18 protein-coding genes, 1 pseudogene and 1 riboswitch are annotated in these 18,622 nt (G+C 65.7%); of the genes and pseudogenes, 9 read left to right on the forward strand and 10 right to left on the reverse strand.

Translation table 11 applies throughout. The annotated features are described in order from the left end of the window. Positions 1 to 127: 127 nt before the first annotated feature. Positions 128 to 820 (reverse strand): annotated as a pseudogene (locus DDZ17_RS21370) (radical SAM protein); the annotation flags it as partial. Between the two features lie 213 nt (positions 821 to 1,033). Between DDZ17_RS21370 and DDZ17_RS21375 the strand changes: the two are divergent. Further along, on the forward strand, positions 1,034 to 1,381 hold the full coding sequence (locus DDZ17_RS21375; RefSeq protein WP_116369080.1) for a DUF1820 family protein: 348 nt from the start codon (positions 1,034 to 1,036) through the stop codon (positions 1,379 to 1,381). Positions 1,382 to 1,436: 55 nt separating this feature from the next. Here the strand turns inward: DDZ17_RS21375 and DDZ17_RS21380 are convergent, their stop codons facing one another. Next, positions 1,437 to 2,723 (reverse strand): aspartate aminotransferase type Ic, encoded by a 1,287-nt coding sequence (locus tag DDZ17_RS21380; RefSeq protein WP_116369081.1) that lies wholly within the window; start codon positions 2,721 to 2,723, stop codon positions 1,437 to 1,439. A 165-nt stretch (positions 2,724 to 2,888) separates the two neighbouring features. On the opposite strand from DDZ17_RS21380, the gene lon reads away from it, so the two are divergent. Next, on the forward strand, positions 2,889 to 5,324 hold the full coding sequence (lon, locus tag DDZ17_RS21385; protein ID WP_116369082.1) for an endopeptidase La: 2,436 nt from the start codon (positions 2,889 to 2,891) through the stop codon (positions 5,322 to 5,324). Between the two features lie 16 nt (positions 5,325 to 5,340). On the opposite strand, the gene DDZ17_RS21390 is transcribed toward lon, so the two are convergent. Then, positions 5,341 to 5,559 (reverse strand): VOC family protein, encoded by a 219-nt coding sequence (locus DDZ17_RS21390; protein WP_116369083.1) that lies wholly within the window; start codon positions 5,557 to 5,559, stop codon positions 5,341 to 5,343. Positions 5,560 to 5,650: 91 nt separating this feature from the next. Here DDZ17_RS21390 and soxR point away from each other — a divergent pair, with 91 nt between their 5' ends. Continuing rightward, positions 5,651 to 6,097, forward strand: coding sequence for a redox-sensitive transcriptional activator SoxR (gene soxR / locus DDZ17_RS21395; protein WP_116369084.1), 447 nt, complete (start codon positions 5,651 to 5,653; stop codon positions 6,095 to 6,097). A 34-nt stretch (positions 6,098 to 6,131) separates the two neighbouring features. Here the strand turns inward: soxR and DDZ17_RS21400 are convergent, their stop codons facing one another. From DDZ17_RS21400 to DDZ17_RS22585, 4 genes are all read right to left on the reverse strand, one after another. After that, positions 6,132 to 6,446, reverse strand: a complete 315-nt coding sequence (locus DDZ17_RS21400; RefSeq protein WP_116369085.1) for a putative signal transducing protein — start codon at positions 6,444 to 6,446, stop codon at positions 6,132 to 6,134. Between the two features lie 10 nt (positions 6,447 to 6,456). Further along, the gene (cmoB, locus tag DDZ17_RS21405) at positions 6,457 to 7,434 is read right to left on the reverse strand and encodes a tRNA 5-methoxyuridine(34)/uridine 5-oxyacetic acid(34) synthase CmoB (RefSeq protein ID WP_116369086.1); all 978 of its coding nucleotides are present in this window, start codon (positions 7,432 to 7,434) and stop codon (positions 6,457 to 6,459) included. Next, positions 7,431 to 8,165, reverse strand: a complete 735-nt coding sequence (cmoA, locus tag DDZ17_RS21410) for a carboxy-S-adenosyl-L-methionine synthase CmoA (protein WP_116369087.1) — start codon at positions 8,163 to 8,165, stop codon at positions 7,431 to 7,433. The genes cmoB and cmoA overlap by 4 nt, the downstream gene beginning before the upstream one ends. Before the next feature lie 116 nt (positions 8,166 to 8,281). Beyond that, the gene (locus DDZ17_RS22585) at positions 8,282 to 8,467 is read right to left on the reverse strand and encodes a hypothetical protein (protein ID WP_157976790.1); all 186 of its coding nucleotides are present in this window, start codon (positions 8,465 to 8,467) and stop codon (positions 8,282 to 8,284) included. 259 nt (positions 8,468 to 8,726) lie between these two features. After that, a riboswitch (TPP riboswitch) is annotated at positions 8,727 to 8,821 on the forward strand. Positions 8,822 to 8,920: 99 nt separating this feature from the next. On the opposite strand from DDZ17_RS22585, the gene thiC reads away from it, so the two are divergent. The 6 genes from thiC to DDZ17_RS21440 are packed head-to-tail and all read left to right on the forward strand — an operon-like array spanning position 8,921 to position 15,547. Then, the gene (gene thiC, locus DDZ17_RS21415) at positions 8,921 to 10,846 is read left to right on the forward strand and encodes a phosphomethylpyrimidine synthase ThiC (RefSeq protein ID WP_277749342.1); all 1,926 of its coding nucleotides are present in this window, start codon (positions 8,921 to 8,923) and stop codon (positions 10,844 to 10,846) included. Between the two features lie 5 nt (positions 10,847 to 10,851). Then, positions 10,852 to 11,979 carry a glycine oxidase ThiO gene (thiO, locus tag DDZ17_RS21420; RefSeq protein WP_116369089.1) on the forward strand — a complete coding sequence of 376 codons (1,128 nt, stop codon included), beginning with the start codon at positions 10,852 to 10,854 and terminating at the stop codon, positions 11,977 to 11,979. Next, positions 11,976 to 12,776 carry a thiazole synthase gene (locus tag DDZ17_RS21425; RefSeq protein WP_116369090.1) on the forward strand — a complete coding sequence of 267 codons (801 nt, stop codon included), beginning with the start codon at positions 11,976 to 11,978 and terminating at the stop codon, positions 12,774 to 12,776. Before thiO ends, DDZ17_RS21425 begins: the two co-directional genes overlap by 4 nt. Continuing rightward, on the forward strand, positions 12,769 to 14,361 hold the full coding sequence (gene thiE, locus DDZ17_RS21430; RefSeq protein WP_116369091.1) for a thiamine phosphate synthase: 1,593 nt from the start codon (positions 12,769 to 12,771) through the stop codon (positions 14,359 to 14,361). Before DDZ17_RS21425 ends, thiE begins: the two co-directional genes overlap by 8 nt. Then, entirely contained in the window at positions 14,358 to 14,555 is a 198-nt protein-coding gene (thiS, locus tag DDZ17_RS21435; RefSeq protein ID WP_116369092.1) for a sulfur carrier protein ThiS, read from the forward strand. The genes thiE and thiS overlap by 4 nt, the downstream gene beginning before the upstream one ends. A gap of 5 nt (positions 14,556 to 14,560) precedes the next feature. Further along, a complete protein-coding gene (locus tag DDZ17_RS21440; protein ID WP_116369093.1) occupies positions 14,561 to 15,547 on the forward strand; it encodes a HesA/MoeB/ThiF family protein in 987 nt (328 codons plus the stop codon). On the opposite strand, the gene DDZ17_RS21445 is transcribed toward DDZ17_RS21440, so the two are convergent. The 3 genes from DDZ17_RS21445 to DDZ17_RS21455 are packed head-to-tail and all read right to left on the reverse strand — an operon-like array spanning position 15,544 to position 18,609. Beyond that, a complete protein-coding gene (locus tag DDZ17_RS21445; RefSeq protein WP_116369094.1) occupies positions 15,544 to 16,647 on the reverse strand; it encodes a purine nucleoside permease in 1,104 nt (367 codons plus the stop codon). The two genes, DDZ17_RS21440 and DDZ17_RS21445, sit on opposite strands and share 4 nt — an antisense overlap. A 19-nt stretch (positions 16,648 to 16,666) precedes the next feature. Beyond that, positions 16,667 to 17,599 carry a ribokinase gene (gene rbsK, locus DDZ17_RS21450; RefSeq protein ID WP_116369095.1) on the reverse strand — a complete coding sequence of 311 codons (933 nt, stop codon included), beginning with the start codon at positions 17,597 to 17,599 and terminating at the stop codon, positions 16,667 to 16,669. Continuing rightward, on the reverse strand, positions 17,599 to 18,609 hold the full coding sequence (locus DDZ17_RS21455; protein ID WP_116369096.1) for a GRP family sugar transporter: 1,011 nt from the start codon (positions 18,607 to 18,609) through the stop codon (positions 17,599 to 17,601). The genes rbsK and DDZ17_RS21455 overlap by 1 nt, the downstream gene beginning before the upstream one ends. Positions 18,610 to 18,622 lie beyond the last annotated feature (13 nt).

Consider the following 18,622-nt stretch of genomic DNA (forward strand, 5'->3'; position numbering starts at 1 on the left):
AGGGTGGCTGAATGCCAATCCCCAGCAGCAGAATATCGTCGCTGCGCATGTTGCCATTCCTTGTCTTTCGGTGCGCGGTAGGATGCCCCAGCATGTGGTCTAATTCCACTCAGAGTGACGAGGAGCCCACAAAGTGCAGCAGCTCGGCAAAGTCGACCACCTCGCCCAGGTGGTTCTCGCCGCGGTAGGCATTCACGTTCTGCCCCAGCAGGTTGACCTCGCGCACGCCACTGCCGGCCAGGTGGGCAATCTCGGCGATCACATCATCCAGCGGCCGGGACACTTCCTCGCCCCGGGTGTAGGGCACCACGCAGAAGGTGCAGTACTTGCTGCAGCCTTCCATGATGGAGACAAAAGCGGTGGGGCCTTCCACCTTGGGCTCTGGCAGGCGGTCGAACTTCTCGATTTCCGGGAAGCTGACATCCACCACCAGGGTGCCGCCGGGGCCGGTGCCGGCACTGGCGGCGCGCTGGGCCATCATGTCCGGCAGGCGGTGCAGGGTCTGGGGGCCAAACACCAGGTCCACATAGGGGGCGCGCTTGCCGATTTCCTCGCCTTCCTGGCTGGCCACACAGCCGCCCACGCCAATGATGAGGTCCGGGTTCTTCTGCTTCAGGTGCTTCCAGCGGCCCAGCTGGTGGAACACCTTCTCCTGGGCTTTTTCCCTGATGGAACAGGTGTTTAGCAGCAATACATCGGCCTCCTCTGGGTTGTCGGTGGTGGTCAGGCCGTGGCTTGCCTCGAGCAGGTCGCGCATGCGCGCGGAGTCGTACTCGTTCATCTGGCAACCGTGGGTTTTGATGTAAAGCTTCTTGCTCACGCGACTGGCCGCTCGCGGCGGCGATTCCGGTTTCGAAAAGGCAGCGGATTATACAGAGTCATCCCGGTAAAACCCAGCATTTGCGCGGCCTGCGGGGTGGAAATTCGCTGCCACGGTGGTACTATTGCGCGCCCTGACGATGCGGGCCCCCGGCCTTTGTCGCCAGGGACAACCACGCGGCCGCAGCCGAGAGCGGCCCGCCCAGAGGACAGCATGGCAAACCAACCCGTCTACAAGGTGATCTTCCAGAATGGCTCGCAGGTCTTTGAGGTCTTTGCGCGCCAGATTTACCAGAGCGATATGTGGGGCTTTATCGAGATCGAGGAGTTTATCTTCGGCGAGCGCTCGCAGATTGTGGTGGACCCGAGTGAAGAGAAGCTGAAAAACGAGTTCAGCGGCGTCAAGCGCAGCTATGTGCCCCTGCAGTCGGTGATCCGTATCGACGAAGTGGAGAAAGAGGGCTCGGTGAAAGTGTCCGACAGCCCGGCGCGCGAAGGCAGCAACGTGGCCAGCTTCCCGTTCTCCGGGGCGCATTTGCCGGGGCAGCAGACCGAGGACTGATCGTCCTTCCCTGCCCCCGCCAGGCGGCAGGGGCGACTGCGGCAGTTCAGAAGAATCAGCCAGCGATTTCCGTCAGCCGCTGCTTCACACTCGCCAGCTTCACGCACAGCACAAAGGCATCCACGCTCGCCTGCACGTCCGCTTCCGAGGGGAAGGTCGGCGCCAGGCGGATGTTGCGGTCGGCCTCGTCCCTGCCATAGGGGAAGGTCGCTCCCGCCGGGGTGAGTTTGACGCCGATGCTGCCCGCCAGATCCACCACCTCCTGCGCCAGGCCGGGGCGGGTATCAAAGGAGATGAAGTAGCCGCCGGCCGGTGCCGTCCACTCGCCCATGCCGGTGTCGGCCAGCTCACGTTGCAGGGTCTCCAGCACCGCCTTAAAGCGCGGGCGGATCAGCGCAGCGTGTTTTTCCATGTGCGCGGCAACGCCCTTGGCATCTTTCAGAAAGCGCACATGGCGCAGCTGGTTGACCTTGTCCGGGCCGATGGTCTGGAAGGCCAGGTGGGCCTTGAGGGTGGACAGGTTGCGCTCGCTGGAGCCGATGAAGGCCACGCCGGCGCCGGCGAAGGTGATCTTGGAGGTGGAGCCGAACTGGAAGACGCCGTCCATGGTGTCGTGGCGGCGGCAGTAGTCGCTGATCGGTGCCAGGGCGGGGGCGTCGGCCTGCAGGGTGTGCACGGCGTAGGCGTTGTCCCACATCACAATAAAGTGCTCGCCGGCAATCAGCGGCAGCCTGGCGATGCGCTCCACCGTAGCGTCGCTGTACACAGTGCCGGTAGGGTTGCTGAAGCGCGGCACGCACCAGATACCCTTGATGGTGGGGTCGGCTTTGACCAACTGTTCCACCACGTCCATGTCCGGGCCGCTGTCCAGCATCGGCACCGGGATCATCTCGATGCGCATGTACTCGCAAATGGAAAAGTGGCGGTCGTAGCCCGGCACCGGGCACAGGAACTTGACCTTGTCGCCCAGGGCCCAGGCGGTGTCTTCGCCGCGCAGGCCTTCGTTCATGGCGAAGTCGATCACCTGGTACATCAGGGTCAGGCTGCTGTTGCCGCCCACCAGGGTTTCCTCTTCGGTGGTGCCGAGCAGGGCGCCGAACAGGGCGCGGGCTTCACTCAGGCCGTCCAGGCCGCCGTAGTTGCGCACGTCGGTGCCATCGGCGGCGCGATAGTCGCCGTTCAGGACGCCATCCAGCGCGTTCGACAGGGCAACCTGCTCACTGCCTGGCTTGCCGCGGGTGAGGTCCAGGGCCAGCTTGCGTTCGGCCAACTGGTCGTATTTCGCGTAGAGTTCCTCAAGCTGGGTTTTCAATTCGCTTGCGGATGCCTGTTCAATGTGCACGCTGTGCTCCTGTGCTGTACGGCGGCCCCCGGGGGCCTTAAAAACAAAAGGCCGCAAGTATAGCGCCTGTGCATCCGGTATAGAATGCGCTGCGGCTTGAAATCCCGCGTGGCGCTCCCATATCCAGCCAACGTATTTCTCACAGACAGCAAGGCGGCCAAGTGCATGGATGAATCCGGAAACGGCGGTACCGAACAGCTTTCAGTGTCTTACGAAGAGCCCCAGGGCCGGCAGGCGCCGGCGGTGGCAGAGGATATGCTGCCGGACACGCTCTACCTCATCCCTAACCCGGTGCGCCCGTTCTTTCCCGGCCAGGTGCAGCCGGTGGCGATCAACCCCCGTGACTGGGGTGACACCCTCAAGGCGGTGGCCAAGGCCAAGGTCAATGTGATTGGCCTCAGCTATGTGGACCAGGGCGAGGGCGAGCGCCCCGGCCCGCGCCAGTTTCCCGATATCGGCTGCGTGGTGCGCCTGCACCAGCCGCCGGATGGCAGTGGCGCCGGCCCCGGCCAGTTCCTGGCCCAGGGGCTCAAGCGCTTTCGCATTGTGCGCTGGCTCAACGACAAGCCGCCCTACCTGGTGCAGGTGGAGTACCCCAAAAGCCAGGGCGACCGCGACTCCGACGAGGTCAAGGCCTATGCCATGGCCCTGCTGCAACAGATCAAGGAACTGCTGCCGCTGAACCCGCTGTACAGCGAAGAGCTCAAGCAGTACATGTCCAGCTTCAACCCCAACCAGCCGAGCCTGCTGGCGGACTTCTCCGCCGCGCTGACCTCGGCGGCCGGGGACGACCTGCAGGAAATTCTCGATACCCTGCCACTGCTGTCGCGGATGGACAAATCCCTCACCCTGCTGCGCAAAGAGCGGGAAGTGGCCGAGTTGCAGGGCAAAATCACCAGCCAGGTGAATGAGAAGGTCTCCGAGCAGCAGCGCGAATTCTTCCTGCGCGAGCAGCTGAAGGTGATCCAGAAAGAGCTGGGCATCTCCAAGGACGACCGCACCTCCGACGTGGAGCTGTTTCGCGAGCGCATTGCCGACAAGACCCTGCCGGAAGCCGCCGCCCAGCGCATTGAAGACGAGCTGGACAAGCTTGCCGTGCTGGAGACCGGGTCGCCGGAATACGGCGTTACCCGCAATTACCTGGACTGGGCCACCCAGGTGCCCTGGGGCGTTACCTCCGAAGACAAACTGGATCTGGCCCACGGCCGCGCAGTGCTGGACGAACAGCACGCGGGCCTTGAAGACGTGAAAGACCGCATTCTCGAATTTCTGGCGGTGGGTGCCCACAAGGGCGAAATCGCCGGTTCCATTCTGTTGCTGGTGGGCCCGCCCGGGGTGGGTAAAACCAGCATTGGCCGCTCAGTGGCCGACGCCCTGGGCCGCCAATTCTACCGCTTCAGCCTGGGCGGCATGCGCGACGAGGCGGAAATCAAGGGCCACCGGCGCACCTATATCGGCGCCATGCCCGGCAAGCTGGTGCAGGCGCTGAAGGATGTTGAAGTATCCAACCCGGTGATCATGCTGGATGAAATCGACAAGATTGGCGCCTCCTACCAGGGCGACCCGGCGTCGGCCCTGCTGGAGGTGCTGGACCCGGAACAGAACAGCGAATTTCTCGACCACTACCTCGACCTGCGGCTGGATCTGTCCAAGGTGCTGTTTGTCTGCACCGCCAACCAGCTGGACACCATCCCCGGCCCGCTGCTGGACCGCATGGAGGTGATACGCCTGGCCGGCTACGTGGCGGAGGAAAAACTCGCTATTGCCAAAGGACACCTGTGGCCCAAGCAGCTCGAGCGCCACGGCCTCAGCGACGACCAGCTGAAAATCAACGACGCGGCGATGAAGTACGTGATCGAGTCCTATTGCCGCGAGGCGGGTGTGCGCAACCTGGAAAAGCAGCTGTCGCGCATCATGCGCAAGAGCATTGTGAAAATGCTCGATACCGGCGAGGACAAACTGCGAGTCGGCAAGAAGGACATCGAGGAACTGCTCGGCAAACCGCCGTTCTCGCCGGAGAAAACCCTGCGCGGCGTGGGGGTGGCCACCGGGCTTGCCTGGACCGCCATGGGCGGCGCCACCCTGGCGATTGAATCCTCCCAGATCCACACCCTCAACCGGGGCTTTAAAACCACCGGCAAGCTGGGTGAGGTGATGAAGGAATCCGCCGAGATCGCCTACAGCTACGTGATTGCCCACTTGAAGGACTACGGTTGCGATCCGGATTTCTTCGACATGAGCATGGTGCATTTGCACGTGCCCGAGGGCGCCACGCCCAAGGACGGCCCGAGCGCCGGCATCACCATGGCCACCGCGCTGGTGTCACTGGCGCGCAAGGAGCGCATCAAGCGCCCCCTGGCCATGACCGGTGAGCTGACCCTCACCGGCCAGGTGCTCGCCGTGGGCGGCATTCGTGAAAAAGTGATTGCCGCCCGGCGCAGCAGGATCATGGAGTTGATTCTGCCCCACCCCAACAAGCGCGATTTTGAAGAGCTGCCGGACTATCTGCGCGAGGGCATCACGGTGCACTTCGCCCGCACCTACCGCGAGGTGTTTGAGTACGTGTTCCACGAGCACCGGCGCGAAAAGGCCCTGCACTAGGCTGCGCCAGGCTGCTCTATGCGACGTCATAGGTCGTGATTTCGTGCTCGTTGCCCTCGGCGTTGTTGATCACCAGCGGCCCGGTGTCGGTGTTCCAAAGCGCAAAGCGCGGGTCGGCGCTGAGCCCCAGAATGTTCTCGTACCACCGGGCGGCGGCGTGTTTGTCTGGCACCTGCAGGTGAATGTGATCGATGGCCTCAAGTGTGGGGCGGCTCTCGGCTTGCGCTGAAATCATGATGTATCTCCGTTTGCCCCAATGGCTGGCTTGATTGGATGGTGCGCGCAGTGTAGAACCTCAGCTTAACTTGAGGTCAAGGGAGTTCTGCATGGCAATTTCAGAGGCGAGTTTCAGCGTTGGGCAAATTGCCGAGCGCGCCGGCGTTTCGGTGGCAACCCTGCATTTTTACGAGAGCCGCGGCCTGATCGGCAGCGAGCGCAATGCGGGCAACCAGCGCCGCTACCGGCGGGGCGTGCTGCGGCGCATCGCGGTAATCAAGACCGCACAGCGGCTGGGGCTGTCGCTGGCGGACATCGCCGATGCCATGGCGACCCTGCCGGTGGATCGCACCCCCACCAAGGCAGACTGGAAGCGCCTGTCGACCCGCTGGCGTTCGCAACTGCAGGCACGTATCGAGCAGCTGCAGCGGCTGCGGGATGAGCTGGATGGCTGTATCGGTTGCGGTTGCCTGTCACTGCGCCAGTGCCGTTTGCGCAACCCGGATGACTGTGCCGGCGACGAGGGGGAGGGCGCCATCTACCTAGAGCGCGCCTGATACGCGCCGTCGCCGGCAGTTGATGGCTGCGAAACTAGCGGCCTGCGCGCCGGTCCGCGCCGCAGCGCCAGCAATAATCGAAGCTGGCGGGTGAGTCGCTGTTGCAGCTAGCGCATTGCCAGTCGGGCTCGTCGCTCTGCTGCTGTACCGAGGCGATAAGCGCCAGCGCACGCTCGGTGTCGCGGGGCCTGGCCAGCCAGAGTTCCGGCCAGGTGTCGATGGGCGCCAGCTCCCCGGCGGCCCCGGCGGCGTATTCATTGCGCAGGTGGGCGTCGATGCCTGCCTGGGCCAGCACGTCACGCATTTGCACCACGATGGCCAGCTGGGGGTGTGAAAAAACGCGGTTCACGCCTGCCGCCTCAGCCGGGCGCCCGGGCGGTGATCACGGCGCGCCGCGGTGCCGGGTAGCCCTCGATGGTTTTGCCGCTGTCTGCAGGGTCCAGAAAATTCGCCAGCGAATGAAAGCGCATCCAGTCGGTGGCGCGCTGCTCCTCGACGCTGGTGGTGGATACATCCACCAGCGCGGCCTCAACAAAGCCCAGCTTGTGGGCCCAGCTCAGCAGAGTGTCGGTGCTGGGTAAAAACCACACGTTGCCCATGCGGGCGTAGCGGCCCTCGGGCACCAGGGTGTCACCCAGTTTGCCCTCAATCACCAGGGTTTCCAGCACCAGCTGCCCGCCCGGCCGCAGGCAGTCGCGCAATTCCTGCAGGTGGTCCATGGGCGAGCGCCGGTGATACAGCACGCCCATCGAGAACACCGTATCAAAGGCCCGCAGCTGTGCCGGCACATCCTGTATACCCATTGGCAGCAGCCACACATGGTCCTGCTGCAGGTATTTCTGCAGGGCCCAGAACTGCACCACAAACAAGGGCGTCGGGTCGATGCCGATCACCTCCGCCGCGCCGGCACCGGCCATGCGCCAGCAGTGGTAGCCGCTGCCGCAGCCCACATCCAGCACGCGGCGGCCGCTGAGGTCATCCAGGTGGGGGGCGATGCGATCCCACTTCCAGTCCGAGCGCCATTCGGTGTCGATATGCACGCCGAACAGCTCGAAGGGCCCTTTGCGCCAGGGGTGCAGCTGCTGGAGGGTGTCGGCCAGCTGGGCTGTTGTGGCCGCATCCAGCGCGGCGGCACTGCTGGCGCCGACACGGCTGGCATCCAGGTGGCGGGTGCTCACGTTCAGGTCGGGGAGGGCGGCCAGGGCATCCAGCCAGCGCTGCAGATCGCCATAGCGCTGGTGTGACAGGCCGCTTGAAATCTGCTGTGGCAGTGCATCGGCCCAGGCGGCGAGTTCACCGTCGCGCCAGCGCTCAATCAGGGGCTGGTAGTCGATCATTGCCGCTTCAGGGCCACCAGTGAAGCGAAGTTGAAACACTGGAACCACACATCACAGCTGTCAAAACCGGCGTCGGCAATGCGCTGTTTGTGTTCGGCCAGGGTCTCCGGGCGCAGGTAGTTTTCCAGTGCCTGGCGCTTCTGGGCAATTTCCAGGTCGCTGTAGCCGTTGGCGCGCTTGAAGTTGTGATGCAGGTCGATGTTGAGCTCATCGAGGTGGGGATCCTCGAAGGTGACCTTCTCTGACAACACCATGATGCCGCTGGGGCGCAGCCCCTGATGAATGCGGCCAATCACCGCGTCGCGCTCTTCCCGGGGAATAAACTGCAGGGTGAAGTTGAGCACCACCACCGACGCATCCGCAATGGCAACGTCCTGCAGGTTGGCGCACTGCAGGGTCACGGGCACCTCGTGGCTGTCGGTGTCGATCACGCTGCGGCAGCGCTCCAGCATGGCCTGGGAGTTATCCACGCCGATGATTTCGCAGTCGCTGTGGTGCACGTTCTGGCGCATGGCCAGGGTGGACGCGCCCAGCGAACAGCCAAGGTCAAACAGCTTGCTGCCGGGGGTGGCGTAGCGCCCGGCCAGCAGGCCGGTCATCGCCACAATGGTGCTGTAGCCCGGCACCGAGCGCTTGATCATGTCCGGGAAAACCCGGGCCACTTTGTCGTCGAAGCGAAACAGGCCCGGGTCGACCGGTTCGGCGTAGATGTTGTCGCGGGAGTTGCTCACGGGCAGTCCTTGGGAATGGGCGCAAGGAAATTGCCGCGAAGTCTAGCATGGAACGGCGCTGCGCTCCGGTGTTGCGGCGTCACCGTGGTGGGCCGCAGGACTGCCTCAGGTGCGCATCAGTTCGCGCTGCGAATCAGCTGCGCATCTTCGCTGCTGTACTGGCGGCGTGTGCGGGCGCGTTGCTCGAAGTCGGCAAAGTGGGTGCTGCAGGCGCTGGCATCGCGGTGGCCACCCTCGTGGCTGAACTTGATGCTGCGCATGAACTCTACCAGGCTCGTTTTGCCTTGATCACGACGTTTCATTTTCACCTTCTACATCACACGGTAACTTCTACACCTTGGAGTCTAGTGCAGCGGGTTTGTCAAGTGGCGTAAAAAGTACCTGTGAGATTTGTGAAAAAATGGCAAAGTCGCGGGGAACTCGCCGCTCGCGCGGCATCGCCAGCACCGGCGGTTCGCTATCGGCCGGCCCATCGCAGTCGGTTGGTCATGCCTCACTGAATCTCACCCTGTTGAATCTAGCCCCGCTTGCAATCGCTGCACGGCTTCAGTAACGTGCGCTGACTTCTTGTCGGGGTGCCTGCTTGCCAGGCTGAGACTTTACCCGTGGAACCTGATCAGGCTCGCACCTGCGTAGGGAACAAGACAGCCGTCCCAGTGCCCCGCAACGCCCGTTGCGTCCCGTGGCCCTTCGGCAGGCTTCTCCCGGGCTCCATGTGTTACCCCGGCGTCATCAACGCCACGGAGGTAGCCGTTTTGGGACGCACAGCATCAGAAAAAATTCTTGGCCTGGAAGCACAGGCCGACAGTGAATCACTGCAGGGCTTTCCCGCCTCGCGAAAAATCCACGTCGAGGGCTCGCGGCCCGACATCCGCGTGGCGATGCGCGAAATCAGCCAGACGCCTACCGCGGTGGCCATGGCCGGCGGGGTGTCCGAGCAGCGCCCCAATCCGCCCATCCGGGTGTACGACACCTCAGGCCCCTACACCGACCCTGCGGTGTCCATCGACATTCGCCAGGGGCTGGCGCCACTGCGCGAGCCCTGGATTGCCGCGCGCGAAGATACACAAGTGCTGGCCGAGGGCAGCTCCGCCTTTGCGCAACAGCGCCTGGCGGATGACGGGCTGGCCCACCTGCGTTTTCACCTGACCCGGCCCGTGCGCCGGGCTGTGGCCGGGCGCAATGTGTCGCAACTGCACTACGCGCGCCAGGGCATTATCACGCCGGAGATGGAGTACGTGGCCATCCGCGAAAACATGGGCCTGCAGCAGGCGCGGGAGCTGGTGGAACTGGGGCAGCAGCACCCGGGGGAGCCCTTCGGTGCCGGCATTCCCGATGAAATTACCCCGGAATTTGTACGCCGCGAGATCGCCGAAGGCCGCGCTATTCTCCCTGCCAACATCAACCACCCGGAAATCGAGCCGATGATTATCGGCCGCAACTTCCTGGTGAAAATCAACGGCAATATCGGCAACTCGGCGCTGGGCTCGTCCATCGAAGAGGAGGTGGCCAAGCTGACCTGGGGTATTCGCTGGGGCGCGGATACCATGATGGATCTGTCCACCGGCGCCAATATTCACGAGACCCGCGAGTGGGTCATCCGCAATTCCCCGGTGCCGGTGGGCACGGTGCCCATTTACCAGGCGCTGGAGAAGGTAGGGGGCGTGGCGGAAGACCTCACCTGGGCGGTTTTCCGCGACACGCTGATCGAGCAGGCCGAGCAGGGCGTGGACTACTTTACCATCCATGCCGGTGTGCTGTTGCGCTATGTGCCGCTCACCGCCAGGCGGGTGACGGGCATTGTCTCCCGCGGTGGTTCCATCATGGCCAAGTGGTGCCTGGCCCATCACCGGGAGAACTTCCTGTACACCCATTTCGATGACATCTGCGAGATCATGAAGGCCTACGATGTCAGCTTTTCGCTGGGCGATGGCCTGCGCCCCGGCTCGCTGGCGGATGCCAACGACGAGGCCCAGTTCGGCGAGCTGCAAACCCTCGGCGAGCTGACCCGCCGGGCCTGGCAGCACGATGTGCAGGTGATGATCGAGGGCCCCGGCCATGTGCCCATGCACATGATCAAGGACAACATGGACAAGCAACTGGCGTACTGCCACGAGGCGCCGTTCTACACCCTGGGGCCGCTGACCACCGACATTGCCCCGGGTTACGACCACATTACCTCCGGCATTGGCGCCGCCATGATCGGCTGGTACGGCACCGCCATGCTCTGCTACGTCACACCCAAGGAGCACCTGGGCCTGCCGGACAAGGACGATGTGAAAACCGGCATCATCACCTACAAACTGGCGGCCCACGCGGCAGACCTGGCCAAGGGCCACCCCGGCGCGCAACTACGCGATAACGCGCTGTCGAAGGCGCGCTTTGAGTTTCGCTGGGAAGACCAGTTCAACCTGGCACTGGACCCGGACACCGCCCGCGCCTACCACGACGAGACCCTGCCCAAGGAATCCGCCAAGGTGGCGCACTTCTGCTCTATGTGCGGGCCGAAGTTCTGCTCCATGAAGATCACCCAGGAGGTGCGTGAATACGCCGCCCAGAACGGCTACCCGGTGCAGGGCGAGACCATTCGCCTGCTGGATATCGACGCTGAGATGGCGCGCAAGTCCGCCGAGTTTCGCGCCTCGGGGGCCGAGATCTACCAGGAGGCCGGCCAGGAGTAGCGTGGGTGAATATCGGCATCGCCGGCGCCGGCCTGTGCGGGCGCCTGCTGGCCTGGCAATTGCTGCGCGCCGGCCACAGGGTGACCCTGTTTGAGCGCGATGGCAGCGGCGCGCAATCCGCTGGTTTCATTGCCGCCGCCATGCTGGCGCCCTTCAGCGAGGCGGTGGCCGGCAGCGCGGACATCCTGACACCGGGCTTACAGGCGCTGCAGGACTGGCCCGCTTGGCTGGCGCAACTGGCGCGCGACAGCGGTTGCGCTGTGCCCTTTGGCTGCGAGGGCAGTGTGGTGGTGGCTCACGGCAGCGACCGGGCCGAATTGCACTGGTTTTATCGCCGCCTGCAGGGCATGGCGGCGCCGGCGGCGGGCGACTGTCGCTTGTTGGACGGGCCAGCGCTGCGGCAACTGGAGCCGGGCCTTGGCGCCTTCACCCAGGGCCTGTGGCTGCCGGGTGAGGGCTGGTTGGATAACCGCGCCCTGTACCAGGCCCTGGATGGCGCCATCGTCGCCCTCGGCGGGCAGTGGCGCCAGGGGCATACAGTCAGCGCCGTGACGCCGGCGGGCCTGGTGACAGACGGCGCCACCCTGCCGTTTGAGCGGGTGCTGGACTGCCGGGGCTTTGGCGCCCGTGACCAGTTGGCGAATTTTCGCGGCGTGCGCGGCGAGGTGCTGCGGGTGTACACGCCGGAGGTCCAACTGCGCCGGCCGGTGCGCCTGATGCACCCGCGCTACCAGCTTTACGTGGTGCCACGCCCGGCCGGCATTTACGTGATCGGCGCCACCGAAATTGAAAGCGAATCGCTGGCGCCGGTCACTGTGCGCTCCTGTCTGGAGTTGCTGTCTGCCCTGTACACCGTGCATCCCGGCTTTGCCGAGGCCCAGGTGCTGGAAGCGCGCGCCCATTGCCGGCCGGCCTTCGCCGACCATCTGCCGCACATTATCCAGCGCGGTGCCCTGCTGCAGGTGAATGGCCTGTATCGCCACGGCTACCTGCTGGCACCGGCGGTGGTGAACAGCGTGCTGTCGCTGCTGGCCGGCGGCGAGGTGCTGGCGCCGGTGCAGCACGAGGTGGCCGATGGCCCGAACCTTACCTGTCAAAGGCCGCCGGCGCGGCCCAGAGGAATCAAGCCATGAGTGATACCTGGCACGCCTACGGCGTGGAACTGCACAGCCGCTTTCTGCTTGGCACCGCGCTGTACCCCTCGCCCCACATCATGCAGCAGGCGGTGCAGGCCAGCGGGGCCGAAGTTGTCACCGTGAGCTTGCGCCGCCAGTCGCCGGCCAGTGGCGGCGGCAATCGCATCTGGGAGTGCATACGCGAACTGAACCTGCGCTTGCTGCCCAACACCGCGGGCTGCCACAGCGCCGCCGAGGCGATCACGCTGGCGAAAATGTCGCGGGAGATTTTTGACACTCACTGGATCAAGCTGGAGGTCATCGGTGATGACTACAACCTGCAGCCGGATGCCTTTGAATTGGTGGCAGCGGCGCGGGATCTGGTGGCAGACGGTTTTGCCGTGTTCCCCTACTGCACCGACGATCTGGTGCTCTGCCAGCGCCTGCTGGATGTGGGCTGCGAAGTGCTGATGCCCTGGGGCGCGCCCATCGGCACCGGCCAGGGGCTGATTAACCCCTACGCGCTGGAAACACTGCGGGCCCGCCTGCCCGATGTGCCGCTGATTGTGGATGCCGGCCTGGGGGTGCCCTCTCATGCGGCGGCGGCCATGGAGCTCGGTTGCAGCGCGGTGCTGTTGAACACCGCGGTGGCCAGGGCGGCAGACCCGGTGGCCATGGCCCGAGGCTTTCGCGCCGGCGTGGAGGCGGGCCGGCACGCCTGGCTGGCCGGCGCAATGCCCAGGCGCCAGACCGCGGCGCCCAGCACGCCGGTGCTCGGCACCCCCTTCTGGCAGCAGGGGCAGGCCCATGACTGAGCGCACCGGCGTGCCCCACGCCTACGTGATTGCCGGCTCCGACTGCAGCGGCGGCGCCGGGGTGGAGGCGGACCTCGCCACCCTGCGCGACCTGGGCGTACACGGCTGCAGCGTAATTACCGCCATCACCGCGCAGAACCGCAGCGGCGTGCAGCGGGTCACCGCAACGCCGTTGCACCAGCTGCGGGCCTGCCTGGCAGCGCTGGAGCAGGGCTTTCCCGCCAGCGCGGTAAAGCTCGGCATGCTGTGCAACGCCGGCATTGTGGCGGCGGTGGGGGAGTTTCTGGGGCGTTTTAACGGCCCGGTGGTCTGCGACCCGGTGCTGGGTGCCAGCGCCGGCGGCGCCTTGCTGGATGACGCGGGCATGGAGGAACTGCGGCGGTTGCTGCCGCGCATCACTCTGTTGACGCCCAACCGCCAGGAGGCGCAAGCGCTGAGCGGGCAGGCCATTGCCAGCGCCGCCGATGTGGAGCGCGCGGCCCATGCCCTGCGGGCGCTGGGCGCGGGGGCGGTGCTGGTGACCGGCGGCCACCTTGAGCTGGGCGGTGCCGATTGCTACGACTATTTTTGCAGCGCCACGCAGGCCTTCTGGCTGCGCGGTGAGCGCATCGACACGCCCCACAATCACGGCACTGGCTGCACCCTGTCCTCGGCCATTGCCGGCGCGCTGGGCCAGGGGCTGGCGCTTGCGGATGCGGTGGTGCTGGGCAGGATGGTGGTGAGCCACGGCCTGCGCCGGGCGACGCCACTGGCCGGCGGCAGTGGCGCTGTGGCACACGGCAACTGGCGCCCCCGGCTGGAGGATTTACCGCGCCTGTCGCCGGCCTTTCCCACCCCGAACAACCCCCCCGGGCCGGGCTTTCCCGCCTTGTCCCCACCCGTCCTCGGGCTGTACCCGGTGGTGGATTGTGCCACCTGGGTCGAGCGCTTGTTTGCCGAGGGCGTGGGGGTGGTGCAACTGCGCATCAAGGCGGGCGATGAACCGGCCCTGCGCGCCAGCATCCAGCGCGCGGTGGCAGCCCAGCGCCGCTATGGCGGCCGGCTGTTCGTCAATGATCACTGGCGCCTGGCCATTGCGTGCGGGGCCTACGGTGTACACCTGGGCCAGGAAGACCTGGCCACGGCGGACCTGGCGGCCATCGCCCGCGCCGGCCTGCGCCTTGGCACCAGCAACCACGCCTGGCACGAGCTGGCCCGCAGCCACGCACTTGGCCCGTCCTATATCGCCTTGGGGCCCATTTATGCCACCACCACCAAGGCCATGCGCTTTGCGCCCCAGGGGCTGGAACAGTTGCAGGCATGGGTGAACCTGCTCGGCGGACACTACCCGCTCACCGCCATCGGCGGCATTGATGTGCAGCGCGCGCCGGCCGTGGCGGCCACCGGGGTGGGCAGCATTGCCGTGGTACGCGCCATCACCGAGGCGCCGGATTACCGCCAGGCTGTGCGTGCGTTGTCCCGCTGCCTGGAGGGTGGCCGGGGCGGGCTGGCGCCGGGCGGCATTGACTCATCACAGGATACTTATTCAGTGCAGGACACTTATTCAGTACAGGGCACTTATTCATCACAGGGCATTGGGACATGAAATTACAGATTAACGGTGAAGCGCTGCAGGTGGCATCGGCCACCCTGGCGGCGCTGATCGACGAACTCGGCTTTGAGGCCGGCGCGGTGGCAACGGCGGTGGATGGCCACTTTGTGCCGCAAACCGGGCGCGGGGCCTATGCACTGCGCGAGGACATGGTGGTGGATATCGTTGCGCCGGTACAGGGCGGTTAGGGCCGGTGTCTGGCGAATCGCGCTACAGCCGTCAGCTGCGCCTTGAGGAAGTAGGGGAGCAGGGCCAGCGGCGCCTGGGGCAGGCGCGGGTGCTGGTGGTGGGGCTGGGTGGCCTTGGGCTGCCGGCGGCGGCCTACCTGGCCGGTGCCGGCATTGGCCACATCACCCTGCTGGATGCCGATGTGGTGGCGCTGCACAACCTGCACCGGCAGGTGTTTTACCGCGAGTCGGATGTGGGCACGCCCAAGGTGGTGGCGGCGGCCCGCCACCTGCGCGCACTCAATACCGACATAACAGTGACAGCGCAGCAGGAGCCCCTGCGCGATGCCAACGCCGCCGCGCTGGTTGCCGCACACGATGTGGTTGTGGATGCAGCGGACAGCTTTGCCGTGACCTACCTGGCGAGCGACGCCTGCCTGGCGGGACATACCTACCTTGTCTCGGCGGCCATTGTCGGCAACCGGGGGCACCTGGGTGTGTTCTGCCGGGATGCGCCGAGCTACCGCGCCCTGTTTCCGGCAGTGCCGGCGGCGGCGCCCGACTGCAGTAGCCACGGCGTGCTGGGCACCGCCGTGGGGGCGCTGGGGCTCATGCAGGCCCAGGAAGTCATCAAGCTGTTGCTGGCACCGGAGAGCGCGCTGGTGGGCAGGCTGTTGACCGTGGACTTCTGGCACCAGCGCTATGCCACCTTGGATTTTGGCCAGGCCGAGGAGCCGGCGGCGCCGCTGCGTATTGCTACCCTGTTGCCGGCGGAGCTGCGCCCGGGGGATCAGTTGGTGGATGTGCGCAGCGCGGACGAGATGACTGCTGCGCCCATAGCCGGCGCCCTGCACCTGCCGGACTGGGAGAACGCGAATGCACTGCAGGCGTTGCCGACGGCGCCCGGGCGGCTGGTGTTTGTGTGCGCCTCCGGCCGGCGTGCCAGGGCGGCGGCGCAGCGCCTGGCGGCGGTGCGCGGTGGCGCAGCGGTGGCGGTGCTGCTGCGCGCCTAGTTTGTCGGGGCTGGGGCTGGGGCTGAATCAGAAGCCGGTGCCGGAGAAGGCGTCGTGGTGGCGTACTTCTGCCAGTTTTCACTCAGCTCTTTTACTACCTTGCTGCCCACCAGCCAGGCGTTTTCCAGCGCTGCATCCAGGCCGGCATAGCTGTCGTGCTGCTCTTCGCGCAGGTACTGCGCCGCGCTCTTGCCGGTGGGTGGCATGGTGAAGTTGGAAGCGGTGCGCAGCACCAGCACGCGGTTTTTATCCACCTTGCCGGCCTGGTGCAGGTAAGTCAGCGACTGGAAGGTGCCGGTGTCCTCCATGGCGGAGCTGACGAATTCGCCCTTGCCGTCGGTCCAGTAGTCGGTCCACGCGTTGGCCCAGTCGTTCAGCAGTTTGCCGTGCCAGAAGGTCATGGCCGCCAGCTGGTCGCCCTTGAGCACAAAGGGGGTGCGCTGGGCCACCGGGTAGTCCGGGTAGAGCTTACGGGTGGCGGCCAGGGCCGGGTCGTCGGGCAGTGCCATGTCGCGGGTCAGCTGGAAGGCCCACTCCACCAGGCTGCTGTTGAGCTGGAACACTTCGCCCAGGCTGTAGCTTTTGCGCTTGGGGTCATTCGGGCCCTGGCTGAACAGGGGGAAGTAGCCGGTGTCCCAGTCGTCGGGTATTTCCCGGGCGTCAATTTCGTGGGCGAGGTCGCCGTCCACCAGGTACTCGGCCCAGGCCACCGAGCCCAGCGAGGCGTCTGCCGGGTCAAAGCCGGAAATACCGGCCACCAGCCAGTAGGCCTGGCTGAGGTCGAAGCGCGGGTCCAGGCCCAGGGCCATCACACTGGCGGCGGCGTTGGCCGTGCCCATGCCGGTGACAATGCCCAGCACGCCGAGCCTGGCGTTGTAGTGAATGTCGTGGTGCATGTGCGGCGCGGGGAATACGGTGTCCAGGGGCAGGCGTTCGTTCCAGCGCTGGAATTCGCCGGCGTCGTCGCCGCTGTCTTCGCCGGTTTCGAACATGGTCACCACCACCACCTTGATGGGGATGGGCTTTTCCGCCGCGCACAGCGGCAGGCTGGCCGCTAACAGGGGCAGCACAAGGGCGAGGGCACTGAGGACTCTGAACATCGGGCGATTCCTTGCAGGATTAACGGGATTGCAGAAAGTGGTCGATGGCATCGCGGGTGGGGGCGCTGGCCTGCGCCCCCAGGGTCTGCACCGACAGGGCCGCGGCGGCCTGGGCAAAGGCGATGGCGTCGACCAGCGCCTGGCCCCGGGTCAGGGCGGCCGCCAGGCAGCCGTTGAACACATCGCCGGCGGCGGTGCTGTCCACTGCCTGCACCGGGTAGGCGCCTAGCAGCTGGCCGGGCGCGCTATTTTGCCCGTCGTCGCGCGACATGTACACGCCGCGCTCGCCGAGGGTTAGCAGCACCGTGGCCACGCCGCGCTGGTGCAGCACAGCGGCGGCGGCCGCGGCACTGCTGGCGTCGCTGACGGCGATGCCGGTGAGTAATTCCGCCTCGGTCTCATTGGGCGTGATCATGTCCAGCAGCGGGTAGAGCTCGGCCGGCAGGTCCTGCGCCGGGGCCGGGTTCAGGATCACCACCGCGTCGGCCTCTCTGCCGAGGGCCGCCGCGCGCAGCACGGTTGGCAGCGGGGTTTCCAGTTGCAGCAACACCACCGCGGCCTTGCGAAAGGCGCTGGCGGCCGCTTCCAGGTGGCGCACCGCCAGGGCGTCGTTGGCGCCGGCGGCGACGGCTATGCAGTTCTGGCCGTCGGCCCCCACCAGAATCTGGGCGATGCCAGAGGGCAGTTTTGGGTCCACGCTGCAAAAGCGGGTATCCACGCCGTCGGCGGCAAAGCCGGCCAGGGCGGCCTCGCCGAAACTGTCATCCCCCACCCGGGCAATCAGGCTCACCTCGCCGCCCGCGCGGGCGGCGGCCACCGCCTGGTTGGCGCCCTTGCCGCCGGCGGCGGTGCTGAAGGTGCCGCCGAGCACAGTTTCACCGGGGCGGGGCAGGTGCGGCACCTGCAGGATCATGTCGGTATTGCTGGAGCCGACCACAAGCAACTGTGCCATCACGCCCCCTGCAGGTTGGAGTAGATAATCAGGGCCAGGCCCAGCAGAAAGCACGCGAACATGGCGCCAATCAGCTTGCCGGTGCCGGCGGGGGTATCGCGAAACTCCTTCCAGATAAACACGCCCCAGAAGGCCGCCACCATGGTGGCGCCCTGGCCGAGTCCGTAGGACACGGCGTACCCCGCCTTGCCGGCGGCAATGATGTTGAAGCAGAAGCCGGTGGCCCAGATGGCGCCGCCAAGCATGCCCACCATGTGCAGGCGCGGCGTGCCGCGGCTGAAGTATTCACCGGGCGGCGCCGCTTCGCCGGTTACCGGCCTGTACATCAGCGGCAGCAAGAACAGCAGGTTGGAGGCGAGCAGGCCGATGGCGAACACCACGGCCGCGGAATAGGGCGTCATCAGCCCGGCCTCTGGCGCGGCAAAGTCAAACGACATGGACTGGGCCACAAAGCGGTAGAAGAACCCCATGGCGATGCCGGCCACAATGGAAATGGCCAGGCCCTTGCCAGTGTTGGCAGAGCGTTCGGTGGGAATGCGGCGGTAGATCAGGGCGTCGACCACAATGGCCACTACCACCAGGGCCACGCCCACAAACAGCAGTGTGGGGTGGTGTACCTGGGCCGGGTCGTAGTTGGCGAGCACGCCGATCACCAGCGCCAGCCCGATGCCCACCGGGAAGGCCACGGCCATGCCGGCGATATCGATGGCGATCACCAGCAGGATGTTGGCAAAGTTGAATACCGCGCCGCCCAGCAGGGCCATGACAATGGCATGCCTACTGGCCTGGGAAATATCCGGCACAAAGCCGCGCCCTTCGCTGCCGTTGCTGCCGAGGGTAAAGGCCATCAGCAGGGCCAGCAGCACCACGCCGATGGAATAGTCCCAGTAAAAATGCTGGAAGCGCCATTGTTGGGTGGCCATTTTCTGGGTGTTGGCCCAGGAACCCCAGCACAGCATGGTGACAAAGCACAGCGCCACGGCCACGGCATAACTTTGGACAATAAACATGATTCAGCCCTCT

It is taken from the genome of Parahaliea mediterranea, assembly GCF_003402235.1.
Taxonomy (GTDB): domain Bacteria; phylum Pseudomonadota; class Gammaproteobacteria; order Pseudomonadales; family Halieaceae; genus Parahaliea; species Parahaliea mediterranea.

Excerpts from the sequence above, each read along its gene's own strand:
- DDZ17_RS21425 (WP_116369090.1), top strand. The coding sequence starts at position 11,976 with ATGAGTGATACCTGGCACGCCTACGGCGTGGAACTGCACAGCCGCTTT.
- thiS (WP_116369092.1), top strand. The coding sequence starts at position 14,358 with ATGAAATTACAGATTAACGGTGAAGCGCTGCAGGTGGCATCGGCCACC.
- DDZ17_RS21445 (WP_116369094.1), bottom strand. The coding sequence starts at position 16,647 with ATGTTCAGAGTCCTCAGTGCCCTCGCCCTTGTGCTGCCCCTGTTAGCG.
- DDZ17_RS21455 (WP_116369096.1), bottom strand. The coding sequence starts at position 18,609 with ATGTTTATTGTCCAAAGTTATGCCGTGGCCGTGGCGCTGTGCTTTGTC.
- cmoB (WP_116369086.1), bottom strand. The coding sequence starts at position 7,434 with ATGATCGACTACCAGCCCCTGATTGAGCGCTGGCGCGACGGTGAACTC.
- lon (WP_116369082.1), top strand. The coding sequence starts at position 2,889 with ATGGATGAATCCGGAAACGGCGGTACCGAACAGCTTTCAGTGTCTTAC.
- DDZ17_RS21390 (WP_116369083.1), bottom strand. The coding sequence starts at position 5,559 with ATGATTTCAGCGCAAGCCGAGAGCCGCCCCACACTTGAGGCCATCGAT.
- DDZ17_RS21375 (WP_116369080.1), top strand. The coding sequence starts at position 1,034 with ATGGCAAACCAACCCGTCTACAAGGTGATCTTCCAGAATGGCTCGCAG.
- thiE (WP_116369091.1), top strand. The coding sequence starts at position 12,769 with ATGACTGAGCGCACCGGCGTGCCCCACGCCTACGTGATTGCCGGCTCC.
- DDZ17_RS22585 (WP_157976790.1), bottom strand. The coding sequence starts at position 8,467 with ATGAAACGTCGTGATCAAGGCAAAACGAGCCTGGTAGAGTTCATGCGC.
- rbsK (WP_116369095.1), bottom strand. The coding sequence starts at position 17,599 with ATGGCACAGTTGCTTGTGGTCGGCTCCAGCAATACCGACATGATCCTG.
- soxR (WP_116369084.1), top strand. The coding sequence starts at position 5,651 with ATGGCAATTTCAGAGGCGAGTTTCAGCGTTGGGCAAATTGCCGAGCGC.